This is a genomic window from Flavobacterium galactosidilyticum (assembly GCF_020911945.1).
Lineage (GTDB): Bacteria > Bacteroidota > Bacteroidia > Flavobacteriales > Flavobacteriaceae > Flavobacterium > Flavobacterium galactosidilyticum.
Genome location: NZ_CP087135.1, coordinates 1,701,899 through 1,725,288 on the forward strand (window position 1 = coordinate 1,701,899; position 23,390 = coordinate 1,725,288).

At 33.6% G+C, this 23,390-nt stretch carries 17 protein-coding genes; 6 read left to right on the forward strand and 11 right to left on the reverse strand.

The features are described from left to right. Positions 1 to 6: 6 nt before the first annotated feature. The 8 genes from bshC to LNP27_RS07525 all read right to left on the reverse strand — a co-directional run bounded on the left by bshC (position 7) and on the right by LNP27_RS07525 (position 11,213). Positions 7 to 1,596, reverse strand: coding sequence for a bacillithiol biosynthesis cysteine-adding enzyme BshC (gene bshC, locus LNP27_RS07490; protein WP_229943974.1), 1,590 nt, complete (start codon positions 1,594 to 1,596; stop codon positions 7 to 9). A gap of 166 nt (positions 1,597 to 1,762) precedes the next feature. Beyond that, positions 1,763 to 3,097 carry a DUF4302 domain-containing protein gene (locus tag LNP27_RS07495; RefSeq protein ID WP_229943975.1) on the reverse strand — a complete coding sequence of 445 codons (1,335 nt, stop codon included), beginning with the start codon at positions 3,095 to 3,097 and terminating at the stop codon, positions 1,763 to 1,765. A gap of 74 nt (positions 3,098 to 3,171) precedes the next feature. Further along, positions 3,172 to 4,032 (reverse strand): zinc-binding metallopeptidase, encoded by an 861-nt coding sequence (locus LNP27_RS07500; protein WP_229943976.1) that lies wholly within the window; start codon positions 4,030 to 4,032, stop codon positions 3,172 to 3,174. Positions 4,033 to 4,044: 12 nt separating this feature from the next. Next, positions 4,045 to 4,836 carry a RagB/SusD family nutrient uptake outer membrane protein gene (locus LNP27_RS07505; protein ID WP_229943977.1) on the reverse strand — a complete coding sequence of 264 codons (792 nt, stop codon included), beginning with the start codon at positions 4,834 to 4,836 and terminating at the stop codon, positions 4,045 to 4,047. A gap of 15 nt (positions 4,837 to 4,851) precedes the next feature. Then, a complete protein-coding gene (locus tag LNP27_RS07510; RefSeq protein ID WP_229943978.1) occupies positions 4,852 to 5,526 on the reverse strand; it encodes a RagB/SusD family nutrient uptake outer membrane protein in 675 nt (224 codons plus the stop codon). Positions 5,527 to 5,536: 10 nt separating this feature from the next. Further along, entirely contained in the window at positions 5,537 to 9,250 is a 3,714-nt protein-coding gene (locus LNP27_RS07515) for a SusC/RagA family TonB-linked outer membrane protein (RefSeq protein WP_229943979.1), read from the reverse strand. Positions 9,251 to 9,397: 147 nt separating this feature from the next. Further along, positions 9,398 to 10,513, reverse strand: coding sequence for a FecR family protein (locus LNP27_RS07520; protein ID WP_229943980.1), 1,116 nt, complete (start codon positions 10,511 to 10,513; stop codon positions 9,398 to 9,400). A gap of 91 nt (positions 10,514 to 10,604) precedes the next feature. Then, complete coding sequence (locus tag LNP27_RS07525; protein WP_229943981.1) at positions 10,605 to 11,213, reverse strand: RNA polymerase sigma factor; 609 nt, start codon at positions 11,211 to 11,213, stop codon at positions 10,605 to 10,607. A gap of 594 nt (positions 11,214 to 11,807) precedes the next feature. Here LNP27_RS07525 and LNP27_RS07530 point away from each other — a divergent pair. The 6 genes from LNP27_RS07530 (at position 11,808) to LNP27_RS07555 (ending at position 20,313) form a co-directional block, all read left to right on the forward strand. Beyond that, positions 11,808 to 13,997 carry a B12-binding domain-containing radical SAM protein gene (locus tag LNP27_RS07530; protein WP_229943982.1) on the forward strand — a complete coding sequence of 730 codons (2,190 nt, stop codon included), beginning with the start codon at positions 11,808 to 11,810 and terminating at the stop codon, positions 13,995 to 13,997. Between the two features lie 100 nt (positions 13,998 to 14,097). Further along, complete coding sequence (locus tag LNP27_RS07535; protein ID WP_229943983.1) at positions 14,098 to 14,583, forward strand: acyl-CoA carboxylase biotin carboxyl carrier protein subunit; 486 nt, start codon at positions 14,098 to 14,100, stop codon at positions 14,581 to 14,583. A gap of 40 nt (positions 14,584 to 14,623) precedes the next feature. Further along, the gene (gene accC, locus LNP27_RS07540) at positions 14,624 to 16,063 is read left to right on the forward strand and encodes an acetyl-CoA carboxylase biotin carboxylase subunit (protein ID WP_229943984.1); all 1,440 of its coding nucleotides are present in this window, start codon (positions 14,624 to 14,626) and stop codon (positions 16,061 to 16,063) included. A gap of 105 nt (positions 16,064 to 16,168) precedes the next feature. Further along, positions 16,169 to 17,710, forward strand: coding sequence for an acyl-CoA carboxylase subunit beta (locus LNP27_RS07545; protein WP_229943985.1), 1,542 nt, complete (start codon positions 16,169 to 16,171; stop codon positions 17,708 to 17,710). Between the two features lie 157 nt (positions 17,711 to 17,867). Further along, entirely contained in the window at positions 17,868 to 18,824 is a 957-nt protein-coding gene (locus LNP27_RS07550) for an aldo/keto reductase (protein WP_229943986.1), read from the forward strand. A 136-nt stretch (positions 18,825 to 18,960) separates the two neighbouring features. After that, entirely contained in the window at positions 18,961 to 20,313 is a 1,353-nt protein-coding gene (locus tag LNP27_RS07555) for an NAD-dependent succinate-semialdehyde dehydrogenase (RefSeq protein ID WP_229943987.1), read from the forward strand. 113 nt (positions 20,314 to 20,426) lie between these two features. Here LNP27_RS07555 and LNP27_RS07560 read toward each other — a convergent pair whose 3' ends face one another. Genes LNP27_RS07560 through rimO form a run of 3 tightly spaced genes read right to left on the reverse strand, consistent with a single transcriptional unit; the run spans position 20,427 to position 23,184 of the window. Further along, positions 20,427 to 21,332 (reverse strand): N-acetylmuramoyl-L-alanine amidase, encoded by a 906-nt coding sequence (locus LNP27_RS07560; RefSeq protein WP_428979018.1) that lies wholly within the window; start codon positions 21,330 to 21,332, stop codon positions 20,427 to 20,429. A gap of 27 nt (positions 21,333 to 21,359) precedes the next feature. Further along, on the reverse strand, positions 21,360 to 21,839 hold the full coding sequence (locus LNP27_RS07565; protein ID WP_229943989.1) for a hypothetical protein: 480 nt from the start codon (positions 21,837 to 21,839) through the stop codon (positions 21,360 to 21,362). 31 nt (positions 21,840 to 21,870) lie between these two features. Then, positions 21,871 to 23,184, reverse strand: a complete 1,314-nt coding sequence (gene rimO, locus LNP27_RS07570) for a 30S ribosomal protein S12 methylthiotransferase RimO (RefSeq protein ID WP_229943990.1) — start codon at positions 23,182 to 23,184, stop codon at positions 21,871 to 21,873. Positions 23,185 to 23,390 lie beyond the last annotated feature (206 nt).

Genomic DNA, 23,390 nt, shown 5'->3' on the forward strand with positions numbered 1-23,390 from the left:
ATAAAATTATAGTGTAATTACATCAAATTTATTTTCTAATGGTTTCAATTGGTTGATAATCATCGGAATCAGACTTTCGCCGTTTTCTAAATAAAATTCGGAAAAATTGGCCTGACGTTCTTGTAAACTTTGATTGGGAAACAACTCATTTTGCAACTCGCAGATGCGATTTAATATATCGCTCAGTTTCCTTTTCTGGGCTCTAAGTAAACGTTTTTCGAGATTTTCTAAGCCCTTATTTTGTTTTGCTTCTTGTGCTTTAACTGCTCCAATAAATGACTCATCTGTTTGAGAAGCTATTTTGTAAAGATTTTCAAATTGCTCTTTCAACTGCATTTTTAAATTATTCAAATCAATTGTAAATTCCGATAGTACTTTTGTTTTTTTGTTGATTAAACTATCTTGTTTGGAAAATAAATCACTCCACGTCAAATCAAGTTTATCTGCTTTTTTTACTTGTTTTTCGGTTGCTAGCAGTACTGAATTTCGCAATAGCAGTATTGGAAACGTAACGTTAGCAGCATCAAAGAATGATTTTAGTTCTAGCCAATACGCAATTTCTCCACCTCCACCAATGTAGCATAAGTTAGGTAAAATCACTTCTTGATACAAAGGACGCATGATTACATTTGGACTGAACTTCTCAGGGTGATTCTCTAGTAATTTTAAGATTTCAGTTTCAGAAAATTCAATGTTAGCGTGGTTTACTTTGAATTTATCATTTTCGAAAATAATACGTTCCCGTAGATTGTCGTCGATATAAAACAAATTGATTTCGCGAGGATTTACTTGAACCGTGTATTCTTTTAATTTTTCAGCAGTTTCTAATACTAATTTATGAGAAGTTTGATGTAGTAATTCTTCTTTTACGTAAGGAATAAAAGCGTGTTTCAAGTCGGAATTGTCTGCATCAATAATTACAAGACCATACGTTCCGAATAATGCATTGGCTAAATACCTCGTTGCATCTGCTAGATTATCATGGTTTAGATAAGCATCCGCAAACATTTTTTTGACGGCCTGAGCATTTGTACTAGAACCTAATTCAAGTGCATAGACTTCAAAAAAATCTTCTAAACCTTTAGTTGATAATCGACCAACGGGTCCAGTACTTTCTGTATTCCATCTGAATTTTTTTCCTTTAAAATTGAAATAATTAATCTCTTCAAAATCATGGTCTTCGGTTGCCATCCAGTAAATGGGAACAAAGCTATTGGCGGGATACTTTGCTTTTAGTTCTGTAGTTAAATTAATCGTCGAAATAATCTTGTACAAGAAATACAAGGGACCACTAAATAAATTTAATTGATGTCCAGTTGTTACTGTAAAGGTATTTTTAAGTAATAAAGCTTCTATGTTGTGTTTCGTTAAAACAGAAGTTTCAACATTTGCATATTGTTTTTGTAAAACAGAAACTAAGGTTTTTCGTGAAACATCATTGAAATTTTGCTGCTTTTCTAAGATTTGATCTTCAAAATTTTCAAGCTTTGGAAATCTATGGTATAAAGAGTTTAAATTACTTTTTTGATCTAAATAATCGTTCATCAAGGAAGAGAAATATCCTGAATTTTGATAGGTGATACAGTCAGTTGGCATATTGAATTTTATTTAATGCTAAAATAAGAAATCTAAAGGTATTATTTTTAGTTTAAGAAAGCTTTGTGAAATGTGGAGTTCACAATTATTTATTAATATATGTCTAGAATTAAACGAAAAAAGGTTGCCTTTTGATGGGCAACCTTTAGTACTACTATAAAAAAAATTATTGAAAAGCGTAAGTGGTTAATCGAAAATTGCTTGACGCACTAGTGAAAGTGTAAATGGTATTACTAAATGCGATTGTAAATTTTTCTCTCTTTACATATAGTCCTTTAGGATCTAATAATTCCTTATCGATTGCTGTAATGTATGCCGGCGGTGCAGCTGACCAACCATCATCTGCAAGCTTTAGTGTCTTATTTATAGGATCTTCAGTTACAGTTACAAAATGGAATATAGATGCTTTTCCACCAGTAAAAGTATAAGCGATATAGCTTCCATTTAGAGGGTCGTTAAAAGTAAATTGAATTCTGTTTATCTTTTGTGTGCTAGGCAAAGCTGCATTTGCCGCATTCAATAATGAATTACAAAGTAATGAATTGGAAGGCGCGGTCGCTAAATTTGCTGCTATATATGCATATGCTTTTTGTGAAGTTCCAGGTAACAATATTTTATAGTCATCTGTTAGCACTAATGGTTGATTAGAATATCTAATTGTTGCTTTAACTGCTCCAGTTCCAATTGCGTTAAAGCTCCCTGTAGCTGCGTCAAAAGTAAAGACAGATAGTTCTTGAGTTCCTACTTTGACAGGAGGACTTACAATAATTCCCGTAGGTGTGTAAGCGATACCGATATTATTAGTTACACTAGAGCCTGTTTCGATTGAATTTGAAGTTGCAAATCTTGAAGTTGACGTAAATGCAAAATCAAATTGACTAATTTTTGTTCCATCATTAATTTCTAGTAAACGAAATAAAGGTCTTGTTGAAGCGCCTACAACATTAGGAATCATTAACCTACTTTGAGCTAAATCTGTCCAATCTGTAGCTTTTGCTTTTACAAATCGTACTTCTTTAAAGCTGCGGCTTGTTCTAAAAATAATTTCGCCGTTTTCTTGTCCGTAATACAAAAATTGGAAATCACCTAAGTATCCTTTCCCTCGCAGTGAGGCAACTGGAAAGCTATTTGAATCTGACAGTAAGTGGATCCTATTTTTAGTGGTAAATACTAAACTTACAGTGCTTCCTAAAATAATATCGTATTCACTTGATTGAATTGAGGTATCGTTATCAAAATCCGATGCCATATCAACCTTTCCATCTTTAAATTTAAAAAGATGTGTAAATCCTCCAAGTTGAGTGTTGTCAGTAAAGTAAACTGCTTTCCAGCCTAGTTCAGATGACATAAGCAGATCATTCAATTCTTTCTCCTTTGCGTTTAATCTTTCAGTAGGAGTACCATTAAATGGAGATTCTAAGGTTTCTTTATTATCGCAAGAAACCAATTGGATCGCTAAAAGAGCGACCAAAAGATAATTAATAATTTGTTTTATTTTCATGTGGTTTGAAATTATGTTATGAAATATCAGATTTTTTAAGGAGCTCTAATAAATACAGCTCCTTTTAGAAACTATTAATTGTTAATTACATCATTAGTATTCTTTTCAGCTTCATCTCTTAGTTTGTATAAGTCGATGTTGAAAGCATCTTTGTAATATTTTACAACTATTGCCTCCTTGCTTTTTATACTTGCACGTGCTGCAGGGCTTACAATAGCTGCTAAAATAGCTGCATATTCCGCTTTTGAACTTACTAGTATAGTTGCTGCAGTTTCTGCAAAGTCTTCATTAATATTTGATTTCGCATATGCTGTCAAAAAACCTTCTTCAAGTGCAACCGCATCAGATGTGTTATACCAAGCAGATGAGTATCCAGTTGGGGTAATTGTAGCCATCGATTTCTCATCAAACGGTTTTGTCTGATTAAGGATGTGAATGTACTCGTGCTGAATCGTTCTAAGAAAACGTTTGATGTTCGCACGATTTTTTTTGTCCACGTTATCCGTTTCAAAAAATGTTATCCTTTTACCTCCTTCGGCTAATCCTAAGGTTATAGTTCCTGTTGTGTTTAGATTTACACCACCTACAAGTACAAATTCTCTAGGTGCAATATTTTTAACAAAATTAGGTCCTGCTACAGCTTTGTAACTTTCTAACCAAATTTTTTGTACAATTTCAAGAACTGGTTGAACTTTGGCTTGTATTGGAGGGTATAGAAATCTATTATTATCCACCGCATTTGGGTTCCATTTATACTGTACATTGATGTTGTACGGAAGTAAATAGTTAGTATCAATCCAGTTGTCTAAAGCTGTTTTAGGTGGAGTTGATAAATCTAACTGACTATCTTTAAGTGGTTCATCTCCTGTGCAAGAACCTAAAAGTACGACTGCAGATAGCAGTGCTAATTTTTTGTATTTATTTAATATTTTCATATCTATATTTTATTAACGTGGATTTTTTTCAACTCCTGTATCAGTAACATAAAAAGGTATTTGAATTGCTCTTCGCAAATCGTCCTTTTCCAATACGTTATTTGGTTTGTTATAAATCTTATGAGTTACTTTTAAATTGAAACGTTTGATGTCAAACCATCTTAAACCTTCATGTATGAACTCAATTCTTCTTAACTCAGCAACTGCTTTAATATAAGACGCTTGTACTGGTGTCAGGCTGTAGAAAGGAGTATATTCGTCAGTTATTACTGGATACTTAGCAACAATTTTTGCTTCTGTTACCTTATCAGTCGTTGCATTATAACCGGTCGTACGAGTAGAAAAGAAGTATTCCATTTCAGCATTTGCTAAATTTAACTCGTTTTTCATGATATGAGCTTCAATTTTGTTTAGAAACAATTCTTCATTACTAAGTAAAACGTTTGTTACATACGGAAGACCGATACCTGCATTAGCGTTAGTATATTTGAAATATTCTACAAATTTCGGTAAAAATATAGTGATAGATCCATTACTTGAAAAACTGCTATACAACCATGTTTTATTAAATAAATTAGTTGCTGCACCAAAAACTGTATTTCTTTCTGCACCTGTTAAGCCAAAACGATTACTTCGTATCGTTCTGTTGTATACTGAAGAAGTTGAAACTACCAATAAATTAGAGTTTTCAGAAGCTTGCGAGTAAATATTGAAACGTGTTGTAGTATCAAGTAAATTATACCCTGCAATGTTTCTTAATTTACCATCCGGTTGACTGCTTAAGTCATCTGAATTTGCTAACACTTTATCCCAATTCCCTTACACAAGGTAGAAACGGCTAGCGAATGCTTTTGCAGCTGCTTTATTGAAGTGAAATTTCGGTTGGTTATAATCATCACCTACTAATTGCAAACCTAGCTCGATATCTTTTTCAAGATTAGTATATACTTCTTCAACAGTATTACGAGTATATTTTTTTAGCAATACAGTTTCTGGCTCTAAGATGTAAGGAATTCCTAAATCTGTTTTCGCAGTTGCAGGATTATATCTTTGTGAAAAAACACTTACTAGCATAAAGTGAGAATAAGCTCTAGCCATTAAGGCTTCTCCTCTTTGTGCTTTTAAGTTTGCAGGATTGCCCAATTTCTCGATAGCTTCTAGGGCTTGATTAGCGTGAGCTATTGCAGTGTAACAAGCGTCCCAATAGAAAGAAGGAGTATCTCTTTGCACATCATCTAGTTCCTCCCAATTGTAATTTTGGCTATTTTTTGTTGTTGTTCCTGTTAGATTTTCACTATCAAATGCATTGTCTGACATAGTTTCAGCAAAATCCATATAACTAGCGTCAGGATATGCATTTACTAAAATTTCAGAAATTTTTTCTGGCGTGTCTAGTTGAGTTCTATTATCTGGTACCTCAGATAGGAAGTCATCACAACTGGTGGTGATTCCTATAAGAACAAGTAACGATAGGATTAATTTTAATTTTTTCATATTTTTTTAATTAAAATGATACGTTTAATGAAAATGTGTATTGACTTGTTATTGGTTGTGATACTCCACCTGTTCTGTAAAATTCAGGGTCTTGACCGTTTAATTTTTTATCAGAATAAATTAGTAGCGGATTTGCAGTAGATGCTTTCATTGACATTGTTGTAAGACTTAATTTTTTCTTTAAATCTTTTGGAAACTCGTAGCTTAACGATACATTTTTCAGTCGTACAAATGTGCCGTCTGCAACTCTTTCATCAGAATAATTGTAAGCATTGTAAGCTTTTGTTAAATCTTTTGATTGTGCAGCGTAATTAGCGATTAATCTTTGGTCAGCTATCACTGGAATGTTTGTCAACAATTCGTCACCAGCATTTACCCATCTATTAGTAAATTCTTTAGTAAAAACTGTTAAGTCATCATAAGCATCAGAATAAATAGGATTTAATCGAACTTTATTTCCTCCTGAAGCAACTATAAATATATTTAAAGACCAGTTGTCATAAGTAAACGTGTTCGATAAACCTGCTGATTTGTTAGGTTCTATTGATCCTTCGTACTTTAAGTACTTAGTTATATTTTCTCTATCTTGAAAATTAGCTCCTGCAACGTTATCAGTTATACCATCTGCCATAATAAAAGTAGGTAATCCTTGAGTGTTTAATCCAGTAAATTGATACGAATATAGAGCGTTTCTAGGGCGTCCCACTGTGTTACCACCTGTACCATCTATAAGTCTTAAAACACTTGGCTCGTCTTGTAATTTAGTAATCTTCTGATCATAAACAGATAAGTTCAAGCTTGTTGACCATTTCAATCTAGTATCATTAAGATTTCTTGTGTTTACTGAAAATTCAATACCTTTAGTTTCCATGTCAGCATTGTTTCCTTGCTTTAATTTCTGTCCACCAATACCAGAAGTAGTTACAAAATCAACTAAATCAAACGCCTTACGGCTATAAACGTCTGTTGTAAATTGTACTCTGTTATTGAACATACCTAAATCTAAACCTATGTTTGTCTCAAATTGTTTTTCCCAAGTTAAATCACCGTTTTGAAGCTGATCTATGTTTAAACCAGTTTCTCTATCCCCTAAATTTAGACGGTCTGTAATGAAACTTTTGTAGATTGCTAATGAGTTTGTCGCTGGACCTGCAGTAGCAGTTAATCCATAAGAACCTCTTAAAGCTAAAGTATTTATCTTTTGGAAGTTTTTCATGAAATCCTCTTCCATAATATTCCATTTTCCACTAAAAGTGTAAGTAGGCAACCATCTTGAAGAATTACTATTTCCTTGTCTGTTTGATCCGTCATAGCGACCAGTGATCGATCCTGTATAACGACGATCGTACGTATATCCTACTTTACCAAAGAAACCAACTGTTCTTTCTCTTTCTTCATTAAATCCGTAATACGATTCCCCACCGTTGATTAATTTTTCTAATATTCGTGGGTCAGTAAATGCCGTTAAGCCTCTATCGTACTGTAAACCGTATGCGGTGAAGTTAGAACTATTTCTATCAACAGAACGTAATTCTTGTCCAAATAAAGCTTCAACTTCATGAATATCATTAAATGTATTTCTATAATTAAAGCTATTTCTAATGTTAAATGAAGTCAAGTCATTTGTAAAAGTTCTTAAAATTCCACCATTTGGTAAAACAGATACTTTTGGAGCTGTTAAATTATTCGGATCTTGGTATAAAAATATGTTTTGATCTCTCACAATTGTTGTTTCCATCGCGTTGTATGCGCCTACAATGTTAGAGTTTTCAAGAATGTTGTGTTCTCTTATTGTGTTTGCATATCGTGCATTAGCAGTAAAATTATACGTTAACTTCGGATTTATTTTGTAAGCTAGATCCGCCTGAAAACGAATGTCCTTAACTTTAATATCCATGTAGTTGTTTTTTAATTCCTGTACGATGTTTAGGGGAGCCCAGTTATTTCTGTAGTACTCATAATCGCCATTGTCATCATACGCTCGCAATGCTCTATTAGTGTTTAGTACATAGCTAAACGGATTGATATCAAAATCTCTTGTAGTACTTCCGCTTACACCATCTCTAAGGCTATCATAACTTCCTGGCGCTGATTGGTCTCTCACAGATGCTTGAGTAGAAAGAGTTAAACTTAATTTATCATTGATAAAAAAAGTATTTTTAAGATTCGTTGTCAATTGGCTCACACCATCAGCAACTGTCCATCCTGGGTCGTTATAGAATCCAAGCGAAGCGAAAAATGCATTATTTTTTCCTCCACCAGAAAAACTTAAGGAATGGTTTTGCGTGATTGACGGTCTGAATAAAACTTTAAACCAGTCTGTGTTTGCTAATTCATATTTTCTTAAAAATGCGTTTCTGCTTGGCTCATCATTTTTAACGCCATAAGTTCCGCTAGTTTCATCGTATTTATTGATCGCATTAGCTAAAATATTAAAAACACCTCCATAACGACCTTGTGAAGTTGATGGTAAATCTAGAAAACCTTTAGATTCCATTTCTTTTAAAATACTCATTGTTTCTTGAGAGTTCAAGATGTCGTATTGATTGTAGGTAGGTACTGTTCTAGCTGTTTGTTCTAATGAATACGTTACACTCAAAGGAGCTTCTCTTCTTCCTTGTTTTGTAGTAACAACGACAACACCATTCAAAGATCTTGATCCATAAATAGAAGTTGCAGAAGCATCTTTAAGTATTTCAATGCTCAAAATGTCACTTGCATTTAGTCCAGCTACCGAAGAACTTAGTAACGTTTCTGAGTTTCCAGAAGCTAAATCAGCAAACGAAAGGTTTACAATATCCTCTTGTACGATTCCGTCGATTACCCATAAAGGTTTTGTGTCTCCAAAGATAGAAGAAGATCCACGAACCGTAATTTTTGGAGCAGTTCCAAAAGTTCCTGTTACGTTTTGCACGGTAACACCAGCTGCTTTTCCTTCAATCATTCTACTGATGTCGACAACACCTTCTACTAGTAATTCTTTACCAGATATTTTACTAATAGCTCCTGTAAAAGTTCTTTTAGATGTTTTTTCGTATCCAGTTGTGATTACAACTTCTTTTAAACTTTGTTCGTTTTCCACTAAAACAATAGTCATAGCTGTAGTTTTGATAGCTACCTCTTGTGATGTCATACCAATGTAAGAAACAACAAGTCGTGTGCTGTTTTCAGGCATGTCAATCGCAAAATTTCCATCAAAGTCAGTTACTACGCTCACTTTAGTTCCTTTTGCTAAAACTGTTGCTCCAGGAAGTGGAATTCCTGATTGATCGGTTACTCTACCTCTAACTATTGGTGCTACAGCTAATTTTTCAAACACTGTTTCCATGGTTTCAAGGTCAGAAAAACCTGCTGATTGCGAACTGTTATTTTGCAATACGATTTGATTGCTTACTTCGCTATACTGAATATTAAGTGGCTTCAAAATAATACTCAGAATTTCGGCTAAAGTCGCATCTGTTGCATTAATTGTAACTTTATCACTTAATTGAGTGATTCTAGAATTATAAGAGAATTTTACGTTTGCTTTTTGTTCAAGCTTTGCTAACGCATTGCCAAGGTTCGTATTAGAAAAGCTAACAGTTACCTTTGTGTCTAGCTTTCTTTGTCCATTAACACTGTTTGCCATTGTGATGGTGGAAAACACAAATGCTAGAACAAATTGAATTAATGTTATTTTCATGATTCGATGTAGTAATCGTTGTTTGACAACAGTTTTTTTCATAATTTTGATTTGTTTGATTATTACTATTATTGGGTATTGGTCAACATGCAAATTGAACTTTCCACAGGACAATTTGAATCTAATTAGGCGTCGAAATGTTACAGCATTTTCGGCGCTTTTTTTATTTATTTTACATAGGCTTTACATTTATTCACATCCCTGTGATGATATAATAATTTGGTTTCCATTCATTTCATAACTAGTATTATTTCCAATACTTTTACAGATAATTTTTAATTTTTCAGGCAAAGGTTGGTCATTTAAAGAAGTAGTAAGATGACAATTTTTTAATTTTTCAGTAGGGAAATCAATTTCTACAAGATAAGCTTGTTCTATTGTTTTTAAAATCTGGCTCACTGGAGTGTCTGAAAAATTAAAGCTTAGTTGCTCGATGTTATTTGAATTTAATACTAACTTTTTATCGGTAGTGATATCTGTAATTTTGTCAAATTTTAAATCTTTTCTAACAAAGCGCATTGCCTGGTTAGGCAATAAAATAATTTCTTCTTGGTCTGAATTAGTCACAGATTCATTAGGTGTGATTTTTACTTTACCAGTACGCACTACTACTTCAACATTAGGTTGGTTTTCGTATGCTTTTATTCTAAAACTTGTACCAACAACTTTAGTTATAATTTCATTCGCAAATACAAGAAATGGTTTTTTGGCGTCTTTACTAATTTCAAAAAAAGCTTCACCAGACAGATAAACTTTTCTTTCGTTTCCTATAAAAGCTTTAGGATAACTTAATTTGCTATTAGGTTGCAGAAGAACGGAACTGCCATCTGAAAGTGTTATAATTTGCGATTTATCAGAATTGTTAGTTTGCTCCACTAAACCTTCCATGTTTTCACTTACTAATTCATTATAAACCTGTAGCTCGTTCTTTAAGAAACTCGGCGTATTGGAGAAAAAGTTTAAAATTAATCCGAAAACGATAACTGCCGCTGCCACTTTAAACCATTTAGTTTCCCATAGTTTTATCACGGGTCTTTGAGTTGTAGTATTTTTATTTTCTAGATTATTTATTTTTTCCCAAGTCTTTTCTAATGCAAATTCAACGTTTAATTCATCAATTGTAAGTTTTGTAACTTTCATTGATAATAACCAAAGACGCGCTTCCTCAACTAACTTGGCTCGCTTGGAATCTTCTAAAGTCCATTCTTCCCATTTTTGTTGGTCAACGTGATATTCTACCCACTGTCTAAAAGACTGATCGGATAAAAAATCTTCGATTTTAGTATAATTGTTACGTTCTTGCATCAATACAATATGGATTACAATAACTAAGAGGTAGGTTTTTGTTTTATATACTCACTTAAAATGTTATTTTTTTAAATAAAACTTTAAAAGACTAGATAAAAATTGTGGATAGCAGTAAAAATAACATAATATTCTGTTTCCATTCTTTGCGAATATTCAGAACAGCACGGTATAATAAATTACTTGCAGATTGATAATTTACTTCAAGAGTATCGGCAATTTCTTCCACTCCTAAGCCTTCATGATAGCGAAGATAGAGTGCCTCTTTTTGTCTTGCTGGTAAATCGTTTACTAGTTTATTTAAGTTTGAGACTTTACTAGCAGTGGTTTCATCAGCGATAAGTTGGTGCTCTATTGAGAAATCAAAGAGAAATTCTATGGCATCTACTGTCGCGCTTTTGCTAAAAATAGGATCGCGTTCTTGAAGTCTTGAAATTCTTTTGCGAACGCTTGCGAATAAATAGGCTTTTACAAGAACTGAATCGTTTAGAGTGTTCCTATAAATCCAAATATCCGTGAAAACATCCTGTACGCAATCTTGCACTTTATCTTGATGAGGAGAAAATGAATTTCCGTATTGTACTAAATGAGAATAATATTTTTCGAAAAGTTGTGAAAACGCTTTTTCATCCCCCAATTTTAGATTGCTCCAAAGGGTTAAATCATCGAGTTGAATAGTACGTTTAAATTGCGTTTTCAAAATACTTAGATTATGCGAACTGTATTAATTTCGTGTTAATTTTTTGTAATTTTACGTCTTTAAAAATCAAAATCAAATTAAAAATAAAAAATTATAGTTAATTATTTTATGAGAGGTAGCTAAAACGTTTTAATAGGTTACACAAATGTTAAAATGACTACAGTTGTGGTTCTACTGTGTTTTTATTGACTAAAAATAATTTTGTTTTACTAGATGAAATTATCTTTTTAAACTGAAAAGTCCTTTATATTCTTGCCCTTTCCCTTTTTTGCCAGGAAGTACTTTTCGATCAGCTATGAGGGTGTCATATAGATTGAAAATAGGCGTATTTCATATTCATTATCTGGAATTAGAGTATAGTGAGAATAGGATCCTATTGAAAAAACAAAACAGTAATACTTATGTCTTTTTTATTGAATTTTATTCATATATGATCAAAAAATTAAAAATATGTAAATGAACTTTACGAATATAAAAACAGAGAGTTTTTGTTGCGTTTAGTATTTAAAATACGCTGTGAATATGCAATCTGGCTCGCAGTTTATGTACAAACAATGAAAATATCCCCTATTTTTGCACAAAACAATCTCTCTTTTGAAAACCAAACTTTTACTTATTACGCCGCCTTTTACTCAGTTGAATACACCGTATCCGGCAACTGCTTATATTAAAGGATTTTTAAATACTATAAATATTGAGTCAGTTCAAGCTGATTTTGGTATTGAAGTAATTTTGAAGTTGTTTTCAAAAAATGGATTACAAGATTTATTTGATAATGCTAAAATTGATAGTAGTACTTCTGATAATTCAAAGCGTATTCTGGCTTTGCAAGACGAATATATAAAAACAATTGACGTAGTAATAGCCTTTTTACAAGGAAAAAATCCCACTTTAGCATTGCAAATATGTCAAGAAGATTTCTTGCCAGAAGCTTCCCGTTTCGCTCAGCTGGAAGAACTCGATTGGGCTTTTGGAACTATGGGAACTCAGGATAGAGCCAAGCATTTAGCCACTTTATATCTAGAAGATATTTCTGATTTTATAGTTGAATGTATTGATGGGAATTTCGGTTTTAGCCGCTATGCGGAGCGATTGGGCAGAAGTGCTAATTCTTTTGATGAATTGTACGCAGCCTTACAACAAGAAACTACGTTTATCGATGCTATTCTAATTTCTATTTTGAAAGAACGAATAGAGTCTATTCAACCTACTTTATTTTTAATATCAGTTCCTTTTCCAGGGAATTTATATGCTGCTTTTCGATGTGCACAATGGGTGAAGAAAAATCATCCAAATATCAAAATTTCCATGGGTGGCGGTTTCCCAAATACCGAATTGCGTTCCCTTTCGGATGCGCGTGTTTTTGAGTTTTTCGATTTCATCACTTTAGATGATGGTGAAACTCCAGTTGAATTACTTTGTGAATATGTTCAGTCAAGCGAAGTCGAATTACCTTTAAAGCGAACTTTTATTTTAGAAAACGGAAAAGTAGTTTATAAAAACAATGCTAGTAAACCAGATTACAAACAATCTCAAGTAGGAACGCCTGATTATTCTGATTTGCTTTTGGACAAATACATTTCGGTTATTGAAATTGTGAATCCTATGCATCGTATGTGGAGCGATGGCCGATGGAACAAAATGACTATGGCGCATGGTTGCTATTGGGGAAAATGTACTTTTTGCGATATTTCTTTGGATTATATCAAAATTTACGAACCTGTTGCTGCCAATTTATTGTGCGATCGCATGGAAGAGATGATGCTGCAAACCGGTCAGAATGGTTTTCATTATGTTGATGAAGCCGCACCACCAGCATTGATGCGCGCTTTGGCACTCGAAATTCTTCGTAGAAAATTGTCCGTTACATGGTGGACTAATATTCGATTCGAAAAAAGCTTTACCAAAGATTTGTGTCTACTCTTAAAAGCATCTGGTTGTATTGCTGTTTCAGGAGGTCTGGAAGTGGCTTCCGATAGATTATTAAAACTGATTGATAAAGGCGTTACGGTAGAACAAGTGGCAAAAGTTACTAGAAATTTTACCGAAGCTGGCGTTATGGTGCATTCCTATTTAATGTACGGTTATCCGTCGCAAACGGTTCAGGAAACGATAGATAGTTTAGAAATGGTCCGACAATTATTTGAAGTTGGAGTTTTACAATCGGGATTTTGGCATCAATTTGCCATGACGGCACATAGTCCTGTTGGAATGTATCCAGAGAAATTTGGAGTAATTGCACAACAAAACGAAATTACTTTTGCTAATAACGATATAGCCTTCACCGATAAAACAGGAATCGACCACGAAAAATTTGGTTTTGGACTTAAAAAATCCTTATATAATTTCATGCACGGAATTTGTTTTGACTATGAATTACAAGATTGGTTTGACTTTAAAATACCAAAAACTACAATTTCACCCGACTTTATTTTCGATGCTTTACAAGAAGAAGGTGAATTTAATAGTAAGCCAAATGCTAAAATAGTTTGGCTAGGAGGTAAGCCTGTTGTAGACTATTTCACAAAAACTAAAAAAGGAAACTCTTGGGAAATGCTAACGCTTACTTTTCATGACAAGAAAGAAAGTTTTAGTATTCAAACTAATAAATTAGAAGGGAAATGGTTAATAGAAATGCTGCAAAAAATTTCCGTTTCTAATAGTAGAATATATACATTTCAAGAAGTTAAAAGTGATTTTGAAAGTCAATTGGAGGATTTCGAATTGTTTTGGTATTCCAAGCCAATGAAGACTTTAAGAGAATTTGGATTATTAGTGTTATAGTTTTTAATGAATAACTATATCATTTTAGCATAAAAATATTATTTTTTAAACACGCAAACGTTTTCTTTCCTTATTTTTACAATTAATAAAAATTGTACTTATGAGTATTGGTTATAAAGTAAATGTAAATGACACTTTTCATTTTGATGTTGAAAAGGAAAGTGTTTCACTATTGGATTCAGTATCTGTTGAAAAGAATAAATTTCATATACTGCATGACAATATCCCCTATAAAGTAGAAATTTTAACTGCTGATTTCCATCAAAAAAGTTATACTGTTAAGGTGAATAACAACACTTATAATGTTGCTATTTCAAATTCGTTAGACCTACTCATAAAGGAAATGGGATTTGAAGTTGGTCTTGCTAAACAAGTAAATTTTATCAAAGCGCCTATGCCGGGATTAATCCTTGAAATTAGTGTTGCTGTTGGTCAAGAAGTAAAACAGAACGACAATCTAATCATTCTTGGTGCCATGAAAATGGAAAATAGTTTCCTGTCTCCTCGTGATGGTATTATTAAGTCCCTTTCTGTGAACATAGGCGATGCAGTGGATAAAGGACAATTATTAATTGAGTTTGAATAAAAAATATAATTTACGAATCCAGCGGTTAAAAAACTAAATAATGAAAAAAATATTAGTTGCAAATAGAGGAGAAATCGCCATTAGGGTGATGAAAACTGCTCAGAAAATGGGTATTAAAACTGTCGCTGTTTATTCGACAGCCGATAGAAATGCGCCTCACGTAAAATTTGCCGATGAAGCTGTTTGTATTGGACAAGCACCTTCGAGTGAATCCTATTTATTAGGTAATAAAATTATACAAGTTGCTAAAAACTTAAACGTAGATGCCATCCATCCTGGTTATGGGTTTTTGAGTGAAAATGCTGATTTTGCTGAAGAATGTGAAAAAAATAATATTATTTTCATTGGGCCAAAATCTAAAGCGATCCGAGTTATGGGAAGTAAATTAGTAGCTAAAGATGCTGTTAAAGAGTATAATATTCCCATGGTTCCAGGTGTTGACGAAGCAATTACTGACATTGAAAAAGCAAAATTGGCTGCTAAAGTTATTGGTTTTCCTATATTGATTAAAGCTTCTGCTGGTGGTGGTGGAAAAGGAATGCGTGTTGTAGAAAGTGAAGCTGATTTTGAATCTCAAATGAATCGTGCCATCAGTGAGGCAGTTGCAGCTTTTGGTGATGGTTCTGTTTTTATCGAAAAGTATGTGGCTTCACCTAGACATATCGAAATTCAAGTAATGGCTGACAGTCATGGGAATATTTTATATTTGTTTGAAAGAGAATGTAGTATTCAGCGTCGTCACCAAAAAGTAATTGAGGAAGCTCCTTCTGCTGTTTTAACACCAGAATTGCGAATAAAAATGGGTGAGGCTGCTGTTTTAGTGGCTAAGTCATGTGATTATTTAGGAGCAGGAACAGTTGAGTTTTTATTGGACGAAAACAATAATTTCTATTTCCTCGAAATGAATACTCGTTTGCAGGTAGAACATCCCGTTACAGAATGGATTACAGGAACTGACTTGGTTGAGCTACAAATCAGAGTCGCTAGAGGTGAGGTATTGACAATCAAACAAGAAGATTTAAAAATTAAAGGGCACGCATTAGAACTAAGAGTGTATGCGGAAGATCCTATGAACGACTTTTTGCCAAGTGTAGGCCATTTAGAGGTGTATCAATTGCCAATTGGTGAAAATATTCGTGTAGATAATGGTTTTGAGCAAGGCATGGATGTTCCTATTTATTATGATCCAATGTTGGCAAAGCTAATTACTTATGGCGAAACTCGTGAAGAAGCGATTCAATTGATGATAAAAGCGATTGATAATTATCATATAGAAGGCGTACAGACCACATTGCCTTTTGGCAAATTTGTTTTTGAACATGAGGCGTTTCGTTCTGGAAATTTTGATACGCATTTTGTAAAGAAATATTACAATGCAGACGTATTGAAAAACCAAATGGCTAAAGAAGTAGAAATCGCTGCTCTTGTAGCTATGAAGCAGTATTTTGAAGATCAAAAAATCGTTAGATTGCCTAATTGAAATGTTTATTTAACATTAAGAAATTAGATTGCATCTGCAAAAGATGTATTTATTTTTAAGGATTAAATGAGAAAGTAGCGAATTAGCGTTCAAAAAAAGAAAAGTATGAAAGACAAAATAAATACATTAAATGATAAAATTGCTAAAGCGCATTTAGGCGGTGGCAAACAGCGCATCAGTAAACAGCATTCTAATAAAAAACTGACTGCTAGAGAGCGTGTTGAATATTTGTTGGATGAAGGTTCATTTGAAGAAATAGGAATGTTAGTTACAAACCGAACCTCTGATTTTGGAATGGAAAAAGAGTTGTATTATGGTGACGGAGTGATTACAGGATATGGAACTGTAAATGCACGATTAGTTTATGTTTTCGCTCAAGATTTTACTGTTTTTGGTGGATCCTTATCGGAAACTCATGCTGAAAAGATATGTAAAGTCATGGAGATGGCTGTCAAAATGGGTGCGCCAATGATAGGACTGAATGATTCTGGTGGAGCGCGTATTCAAGAAGGGGTTCGTTCGCTAGGTGGTTACGCTGATATTTTCTTTAGAAATGTACAAGCTTCAGGAGTAATTCCTCAAATTTCGGCTATTATGGGGCCATGTGCTGGTGGAGCGGTCTATTCTCCCGCAATGACTGATTTTACGATGATGGTTGAAGACACAAGTTATATGTTTGTTACCGGTCCTAATGTGGTTAAAACAGTGACTAATGAGACAGTAACTTCTGAAGAATTAGGTGGCGCTAGTACGCATTCGACTAAGTCTGGAGTGGCGCATTGCACTTCAACTAATGATGTAGAATGTTTAGAGGATTTAAAACGATTATTGAGTTATTTGCCGCAGAGTAATAAAGAGTTAGCACCTTATTTACCTTATGAATTGGGTGATGAGCTTCGAGATGAATTATTGTCAATTATTCCTGACAATCCAAATAAACCTTACGATATGCATGGCGTTATAGGTGGGATTATTGATGAAGATTCGTTTTTTGAAATTCATAAAAATTATGCCGAAAATATAATAGTAGGTTTTGCTAGATTAGGTGGTAGAAGTATTGGAATTATTGCCAATCAGCCAATGGTTTTAGCAGGTTGTTTGGATGTGAATAGTTCGAAAAAAGCAGCACGATTTACTCGTTTCTGTGATGCTTTTAATATTCCTTTGTTGGTATTAGTTGATGTTCCTGGATTTTTACCTGGTACGGATCAAGAGTGGAACGGGATTATTGTTCATGGAGCTAAATTGTTGTACGCATTAAGCGAAGCAACTGTTCCTAGGGTAACAGTGATTACGCGAAAAGCGTATGGTGGTGCCTATGATGTAATGAACTCAAAACACATTGGCGCTGATATGAATTTTGCTTGGCCAACAGCTGAAATTGCGGTAATGGGAGCCAAAGGTGCTTCTGAAATTATCTTCAAGAAAGAAATTATTGAAGCCGATGACCATGAAGCGAAGCTTTTGGAAAAAGAAGCTGAATATGCTGATTTATTTGCAAATCCATATACTGCCGCACAAAGAGGTTTTGTTGATGAAGTAATTTTACCACAAGACACACGTCGGAAATTAATTAAAGCATTTAGTATGCTGGAAAATAAAGTGAGTGTAAGACCTAACCGCAAACACGGAAATATTCCATTGTAATTAAGGGTGTTATATTTTAATAATGATTTAAAACCAGCGGAGTTAGCTGGTTTTTTTATGACTTTATTTTAAAATTATTAGAATTAAATAAAGTAAAAACTAAAATGGTTAGCTTAACTTTGAATAATCAAGATTTTTAGTTTAAAAAACACATACAATGAAATACAATAGATGTGGCAAAAGTGGTTTGTTATTACCACAAATTTCTTTAGGATTATGGCATAATTTTGGGTCAGTAGATAATTTCGAAAATGGAGAAACTATCGTTAAAGCTGCGTTTGAAAAAGGGATTACTCATTTTGACTTAGCTAATAATTACGGACCCGTTCCAGGTTCAGCCGAAACTAATTTTGGTACTATATTAAAAAATAATTTTCAAGGAAATCTGCGGGATGAAATAGTGATTTCTACAAAAGCGGGTTACACTATGTGGGATGGTCCTTATGGCGACTGGGGATCTCGAAAATATCTATTGTCGAGTTTAGATCAAAGTTTAAAACGTATGAATCTAGATTATGTAGATATTTTTTATTCGCATCGATTTGATCCTGAAACTCCGTTGGAAGAAACAATGATGGCTTTAGATTATGCGGTTAGAAGTGGTAAAGCGTTGTATGCAGGAATTTCTAATTACAATCCAGAACAAACTGCGCAAGCTACAGAAATACTAAAACGTTTGGGGACTCCTTGTTTGATTCACCAAGCGAAATATTCGATGTTTGTTAGACAACCAGAAGATGGTTTGTTAGATGTTCTTGAAGAAAAAGGAGTAGGTTGCATTGCTTTTTCTCCTTTGGCGCAAGGACTTTTAACGAATAAATATCTAAAAGGTATTCCTGAAGATTCAAGAGCTTTTAATCCAAACGGACATTTGAAATTAGAGGAAATATCGGAGGAAAAAGTTGGGAAAATTATAGCACTGAATGAAATAGCAAAAAGTAGAAATCAATCTTTAGCACAAATGGCCTTAGCTTGGATCCTGAAAGATAAACGAATTACTTCAGTTTTGATTGGTGCGAGTTCTGTAAATCAATTGCATAATAACATCGATAGTTTGCATAATTTGGATTTCTCCAAAGATGAATTAATAACCATTGAAGAAATTTTATTGTAAGTACTGTTCGATTTTTTGTATAACGAAAGTTATTAAAATTGATTTTAATCATTAATTCTCTTGCATTTCTTATATGGGTAAAAAAAAATAATAATTCTAAGGAGATTTTCTTCTGAAACAATTTAAAATAAGAAAGATGACATTCAAATCCATTAACCCATTTTCGCAAGAAATAATTGCCGAATATGAAGCATTGACAAATAGCCAGCTTAATAAAAAATTAGAACTAGCTGAAACTGCTTTCAAAAATTGGAAGAATACTTCTTCTCAAGAAAGAGCAGATAAAATGCAAAAGTTAGCCAATATTTTAAGGGCGAATAAAGAAAAATTAGGACTGATCATTACAAGCGAGATGGGTAAAATCATTTCTGAAAGTATTGGTGAGGTTGAAAAGTCAGCTTCAAATTGTGATTATTACGCAGAGCATGCGGAGCAAATGTTAAAAGATGTATATTATGACACACCGTTCAAAAGCATGTCGGTTTATGATCCTATGGGAGCTGTTTTTGCAGTAATGCCATGGAATTATCCTTTTTGGCAAGTACTACGTTATGCTGCTCCTGCGATTATGGCGGGTAATGTAACGCTGTTGAAACATGCTTCAAATGTGATCGGTTGTGCCAAAGCTATTGAAAACGCTTTTCTAGAAGCTGGTTTTCCCGAAGGTGTTTTCCAACATATAGGTATTGAAATAGGTCAGGTAGAAAGTGTAATTGCAGCTGATATTGTACACGGAATTACTTTGACTGGTAGTGAAGGAGCTGGGTCTTCGGTTGCTGCATTGGCTGGAAAGCACATCAAAAAGACCGTCATGGAGTTAGGAGGATCTGATGCTTTTATCGTTTTGAATGATGCTAATCTGGAGAAAGCTGCTGAAGTGGCTGCACATTCCAGAATGTTAAACGCTGGTCAAGCCTGTATTTGTGCGAAACGTTTTATCGTTACGGAAAAAGTAGCAGATGAATTTGTTTCTCTTTTTGCTAAAAGTATGCAATCGTTACAGCAAGGTGATCCATTGAAAAAAGGAATTCATTTAGGACCTTTAGCTCGATTAGATTTAGCTGAAACTTTAGCTTCTCAATTAGAGAAATCTTTAAAACAAGGTGCTAAACTAGTAGTAGGAGGAGAGTACGAAAATTGTAATTTTCAACCAACTTTAATTGATTTTGTAGCCGTAGATTCTGTTGCTTTTCAGGAAGAAACTTTTGGACCACTAGCAACTGTTATTAGAGCCAAAGACGAAAATGATGCTGTAGCAATTGCAAATAATCACCGCTATGGCTTGGCAGCTGCAATTTGGACTGAAGATCGAGAGAAAGCATACAAAATCGCGAGAAATATAGAAGCAGGAAACGTTTTTGTTAATTCTCTTGTTCGTTCTGATTCTAGAGTTCCTTTTGGAGGAGTGAAAAAATCTGGATATGGTAGGGAGTTAGGAGCTGTTGGAATCAAAGAATTTGTGAATATGAAATCAGTAGTTATTGAATAATAAGATTGGATAATTATCCTATCACTATCTAATAATTCATTAATAAAAAAACGAGAGTAGAATTTGTCTTAACAAAGTCTACTCTCGTTTTTTATTTTTTTTTATAAAAAACACTACTGTTTTTTATAAATGTTATAAATCGTGTTTATTGTTTTTTCATCCAAAAGGGGAGTTAAATCAGTTTGAATGAAATGTAATTTGAAAGCACTAATAGCCGCTGCTAAATTTTTAGTATTATAACCTATAATTCTTAAAGCTTGCTCTACATTAAAATCAGCAGGAGCAGATTCTAAGACTTCGTCTGGCCAAATTCCGAATCCTTTTTCAGCTAGTGTTTGCCAAGGGAATAATACGCTTGGATCAACTTTTCTTCTTGGAGCGATATCAGAGTGACCTATGATATTTTGATCTGGAATATTATAGTCTTTTTTCAATTTCGTTAAAAGAGCTAATAAGCTATTAATTTGTGCTTCAGAAAACGGCTCTGAACCATTATTATCAAGTTCAATTCCTATTGATGCAGAATTGATATCTGTATTTTTGCCCCAAGAGCCATTCCCAGCATGCCAAGCTCTTAGATAGTCGTTCAGCATTTGTACAACACGACCGTCATCACCTATAACATAATGAGCACTTACTTGCGTGCGAGCTAGTGTAAATGTTTTTATGGTTTGTTGGATAGAATCTTGTGCGGTATGGTGAATGATAACAAAATTAGGTTTCCTTAAATTAAAATTTACAGTACTAATCCATTCTGTATTTACGCCATTTTTCAATATTGTAAGACTCATTTTTGAAATAGAATCTTTTGCATTAATTAATTTCTCTGCGTACGAACGGTTGTCTGTAATTTTGTATGTATTAACAACTGGTAAAGCAACTGTCTCTTTACTAGAAATAGTTTCTTTCAATGTTTTAAGGGTTTCGTCATACACTTTCTCGCTTTTTTTGTACGGATTAGTAGCGCAGGAAGTGATTATAAGAGCGAAAAGTAGGTAATAAAAAATTTTTGTCATAATATTTATTTAACGAAACACTGTGATATCTTATTCTGATTTCTTCTTTTTAGATTTTTTAGGACTTTTTGATTCTTCATTCAGTAAAACATACTTTTCCTTTTGATCTTTGTTCAGTAATTCCGTTATTTTTCTATCGGTAGCTTCAGAGAGCGCTTTAATATTTGTCATTTTATCTTCCTGACTAGTTTCAGCTTTTAAAAGCATTCCTTGTGTTCTAATGTTTTCACTCACAATATTAGATATAGCAATCACTTGAAGTTCATCAAGATTAAGTGCTGGTTTTAATTGCTCCATTATTTTAGCAACTGTAACTTCAACAGGGATTTCTTTCGGTTTTTGCTGTGACATGGACTGATCCATTCCGCTATTCATGCGGCGACCGTTGCCATAGCCATTACCATAACCACTACCGTAGCCGTTATTGTATCCATTGCCGTATTGTGCGGAAACAGTGTCGGAAAATACTATTACAAATAGAGCAAGTAATATGGTTTGAAGTAGTTTCATAATTAGCATTATTAAATAAATTATTACAAATTTAAGCTGGTTCTCCGTATAAATCAAATTCTGTTGCTTCAATAATCTTTATCATCGCAAAATCACCTGTTTTTAAATAATATTTTGAAGCGTCTATTAAAACTTCATTATCTACATCTGGACTGTCAAATTCAGTACGTCCTACAAAATGGGCGCCTTCTTTTCTATCTATGATACATTTGAATGTCATACCTACCTTTTCTTGATTTAAATCCCAAGAAATTTGAGACTGCAGTTCCATGATTTCATTCGCACGCTCTTGTTTTACATTGTCTGGAACATCATCTTCTAGTAAATAAGCATGTGTGTTTTCTTCATGAGAATAAGCAAAACAACCCATTCTGTCAAACTTCATTTCCTGAACAAAGTCTTTTAGAGTATTGAAATCTTCTTGCGTTTCTCCAGGATATCCTACAATCAGAGTAGTACGAATAGCCATTCCAGGAACTGCTTCACGGAAGGTTTTCAATAATTTGGTAGTTTTTTCTTGGGTGGTTCCACGACGCATTGATTTCAAGATAGAATCTGAAACGTGTTGCAATGGAATATCTAAATAATTACAAATTTTAGGCTCGCGCTTCATGATTTCCAAAACATCCATTGGGAAACCAGTTGGGAATGCATAATGTAAACGAATCCATTCAATACCTTCTACTTTTACTAAAGCTTCTAGTAATTCTCCTAAAGCTCTTTTTTTGTATATATCTAAACCGTAATAAGTCAAATCTTGAGCAATCAGAATCAATTCTTTTACACCGTTTTTAGCTAGACCTTCAGATTCCTTAACCAATTTTTCAATGGTTTGCGAAACATTTTTTCCACGCATTAATGGAATAGCACAAAAACTACAAGGTCGGTCACAACCCTCAGAGATTTTTAAATACGCATAATTTTTAGGGGTTGTTGTCAAACGCTCTCCTAATAATTCATGCTTATAGTCAGCTCCTAAAGCTTTTAATAATCCTGGCAACTCTGTGGTTCCAAAAAACTGATCCACATTAGGTATTTCTTTCTCTAAGTCAGGTCTGTAGCGTTCAGATAAACATCCTGTAACGAATACTTTATCAACTAAACCTCTTTCTTTTTTATCAGCATATTCCAGAATCATATTTATTGACTCAGCCTTAGCATTGTCAATGAATCCACAAGTATTGATAACAATAATATTGCCTTCTTCGGCTTCAGGAGCTTCATGTGCTACGTCTTTTCCGCTTGCGCGAAGCTGACCCATAAGCACTTCACTGTCATATACATTCTTTGAGCACCCAAGAGTGATCACATTTATTTTATTCTTTTTTAAAGACTTCGTTCTCATAACATTAGAATCCCGATATTTTGGGAATTTGCAAAATTACAATAATTATTTAAAATGAACTTGTTTCAGTTTCTATTTAATTTTTTAGAAATTCATTATCAGGATGTTTTTTATTAGAATTGAAAGTAAACCTAGACTATGCAATGTGATTTTATGTAAGGTCAGGACTAAAAAAAATCCGTTTCTTAATGTGGAAACGGATTGTA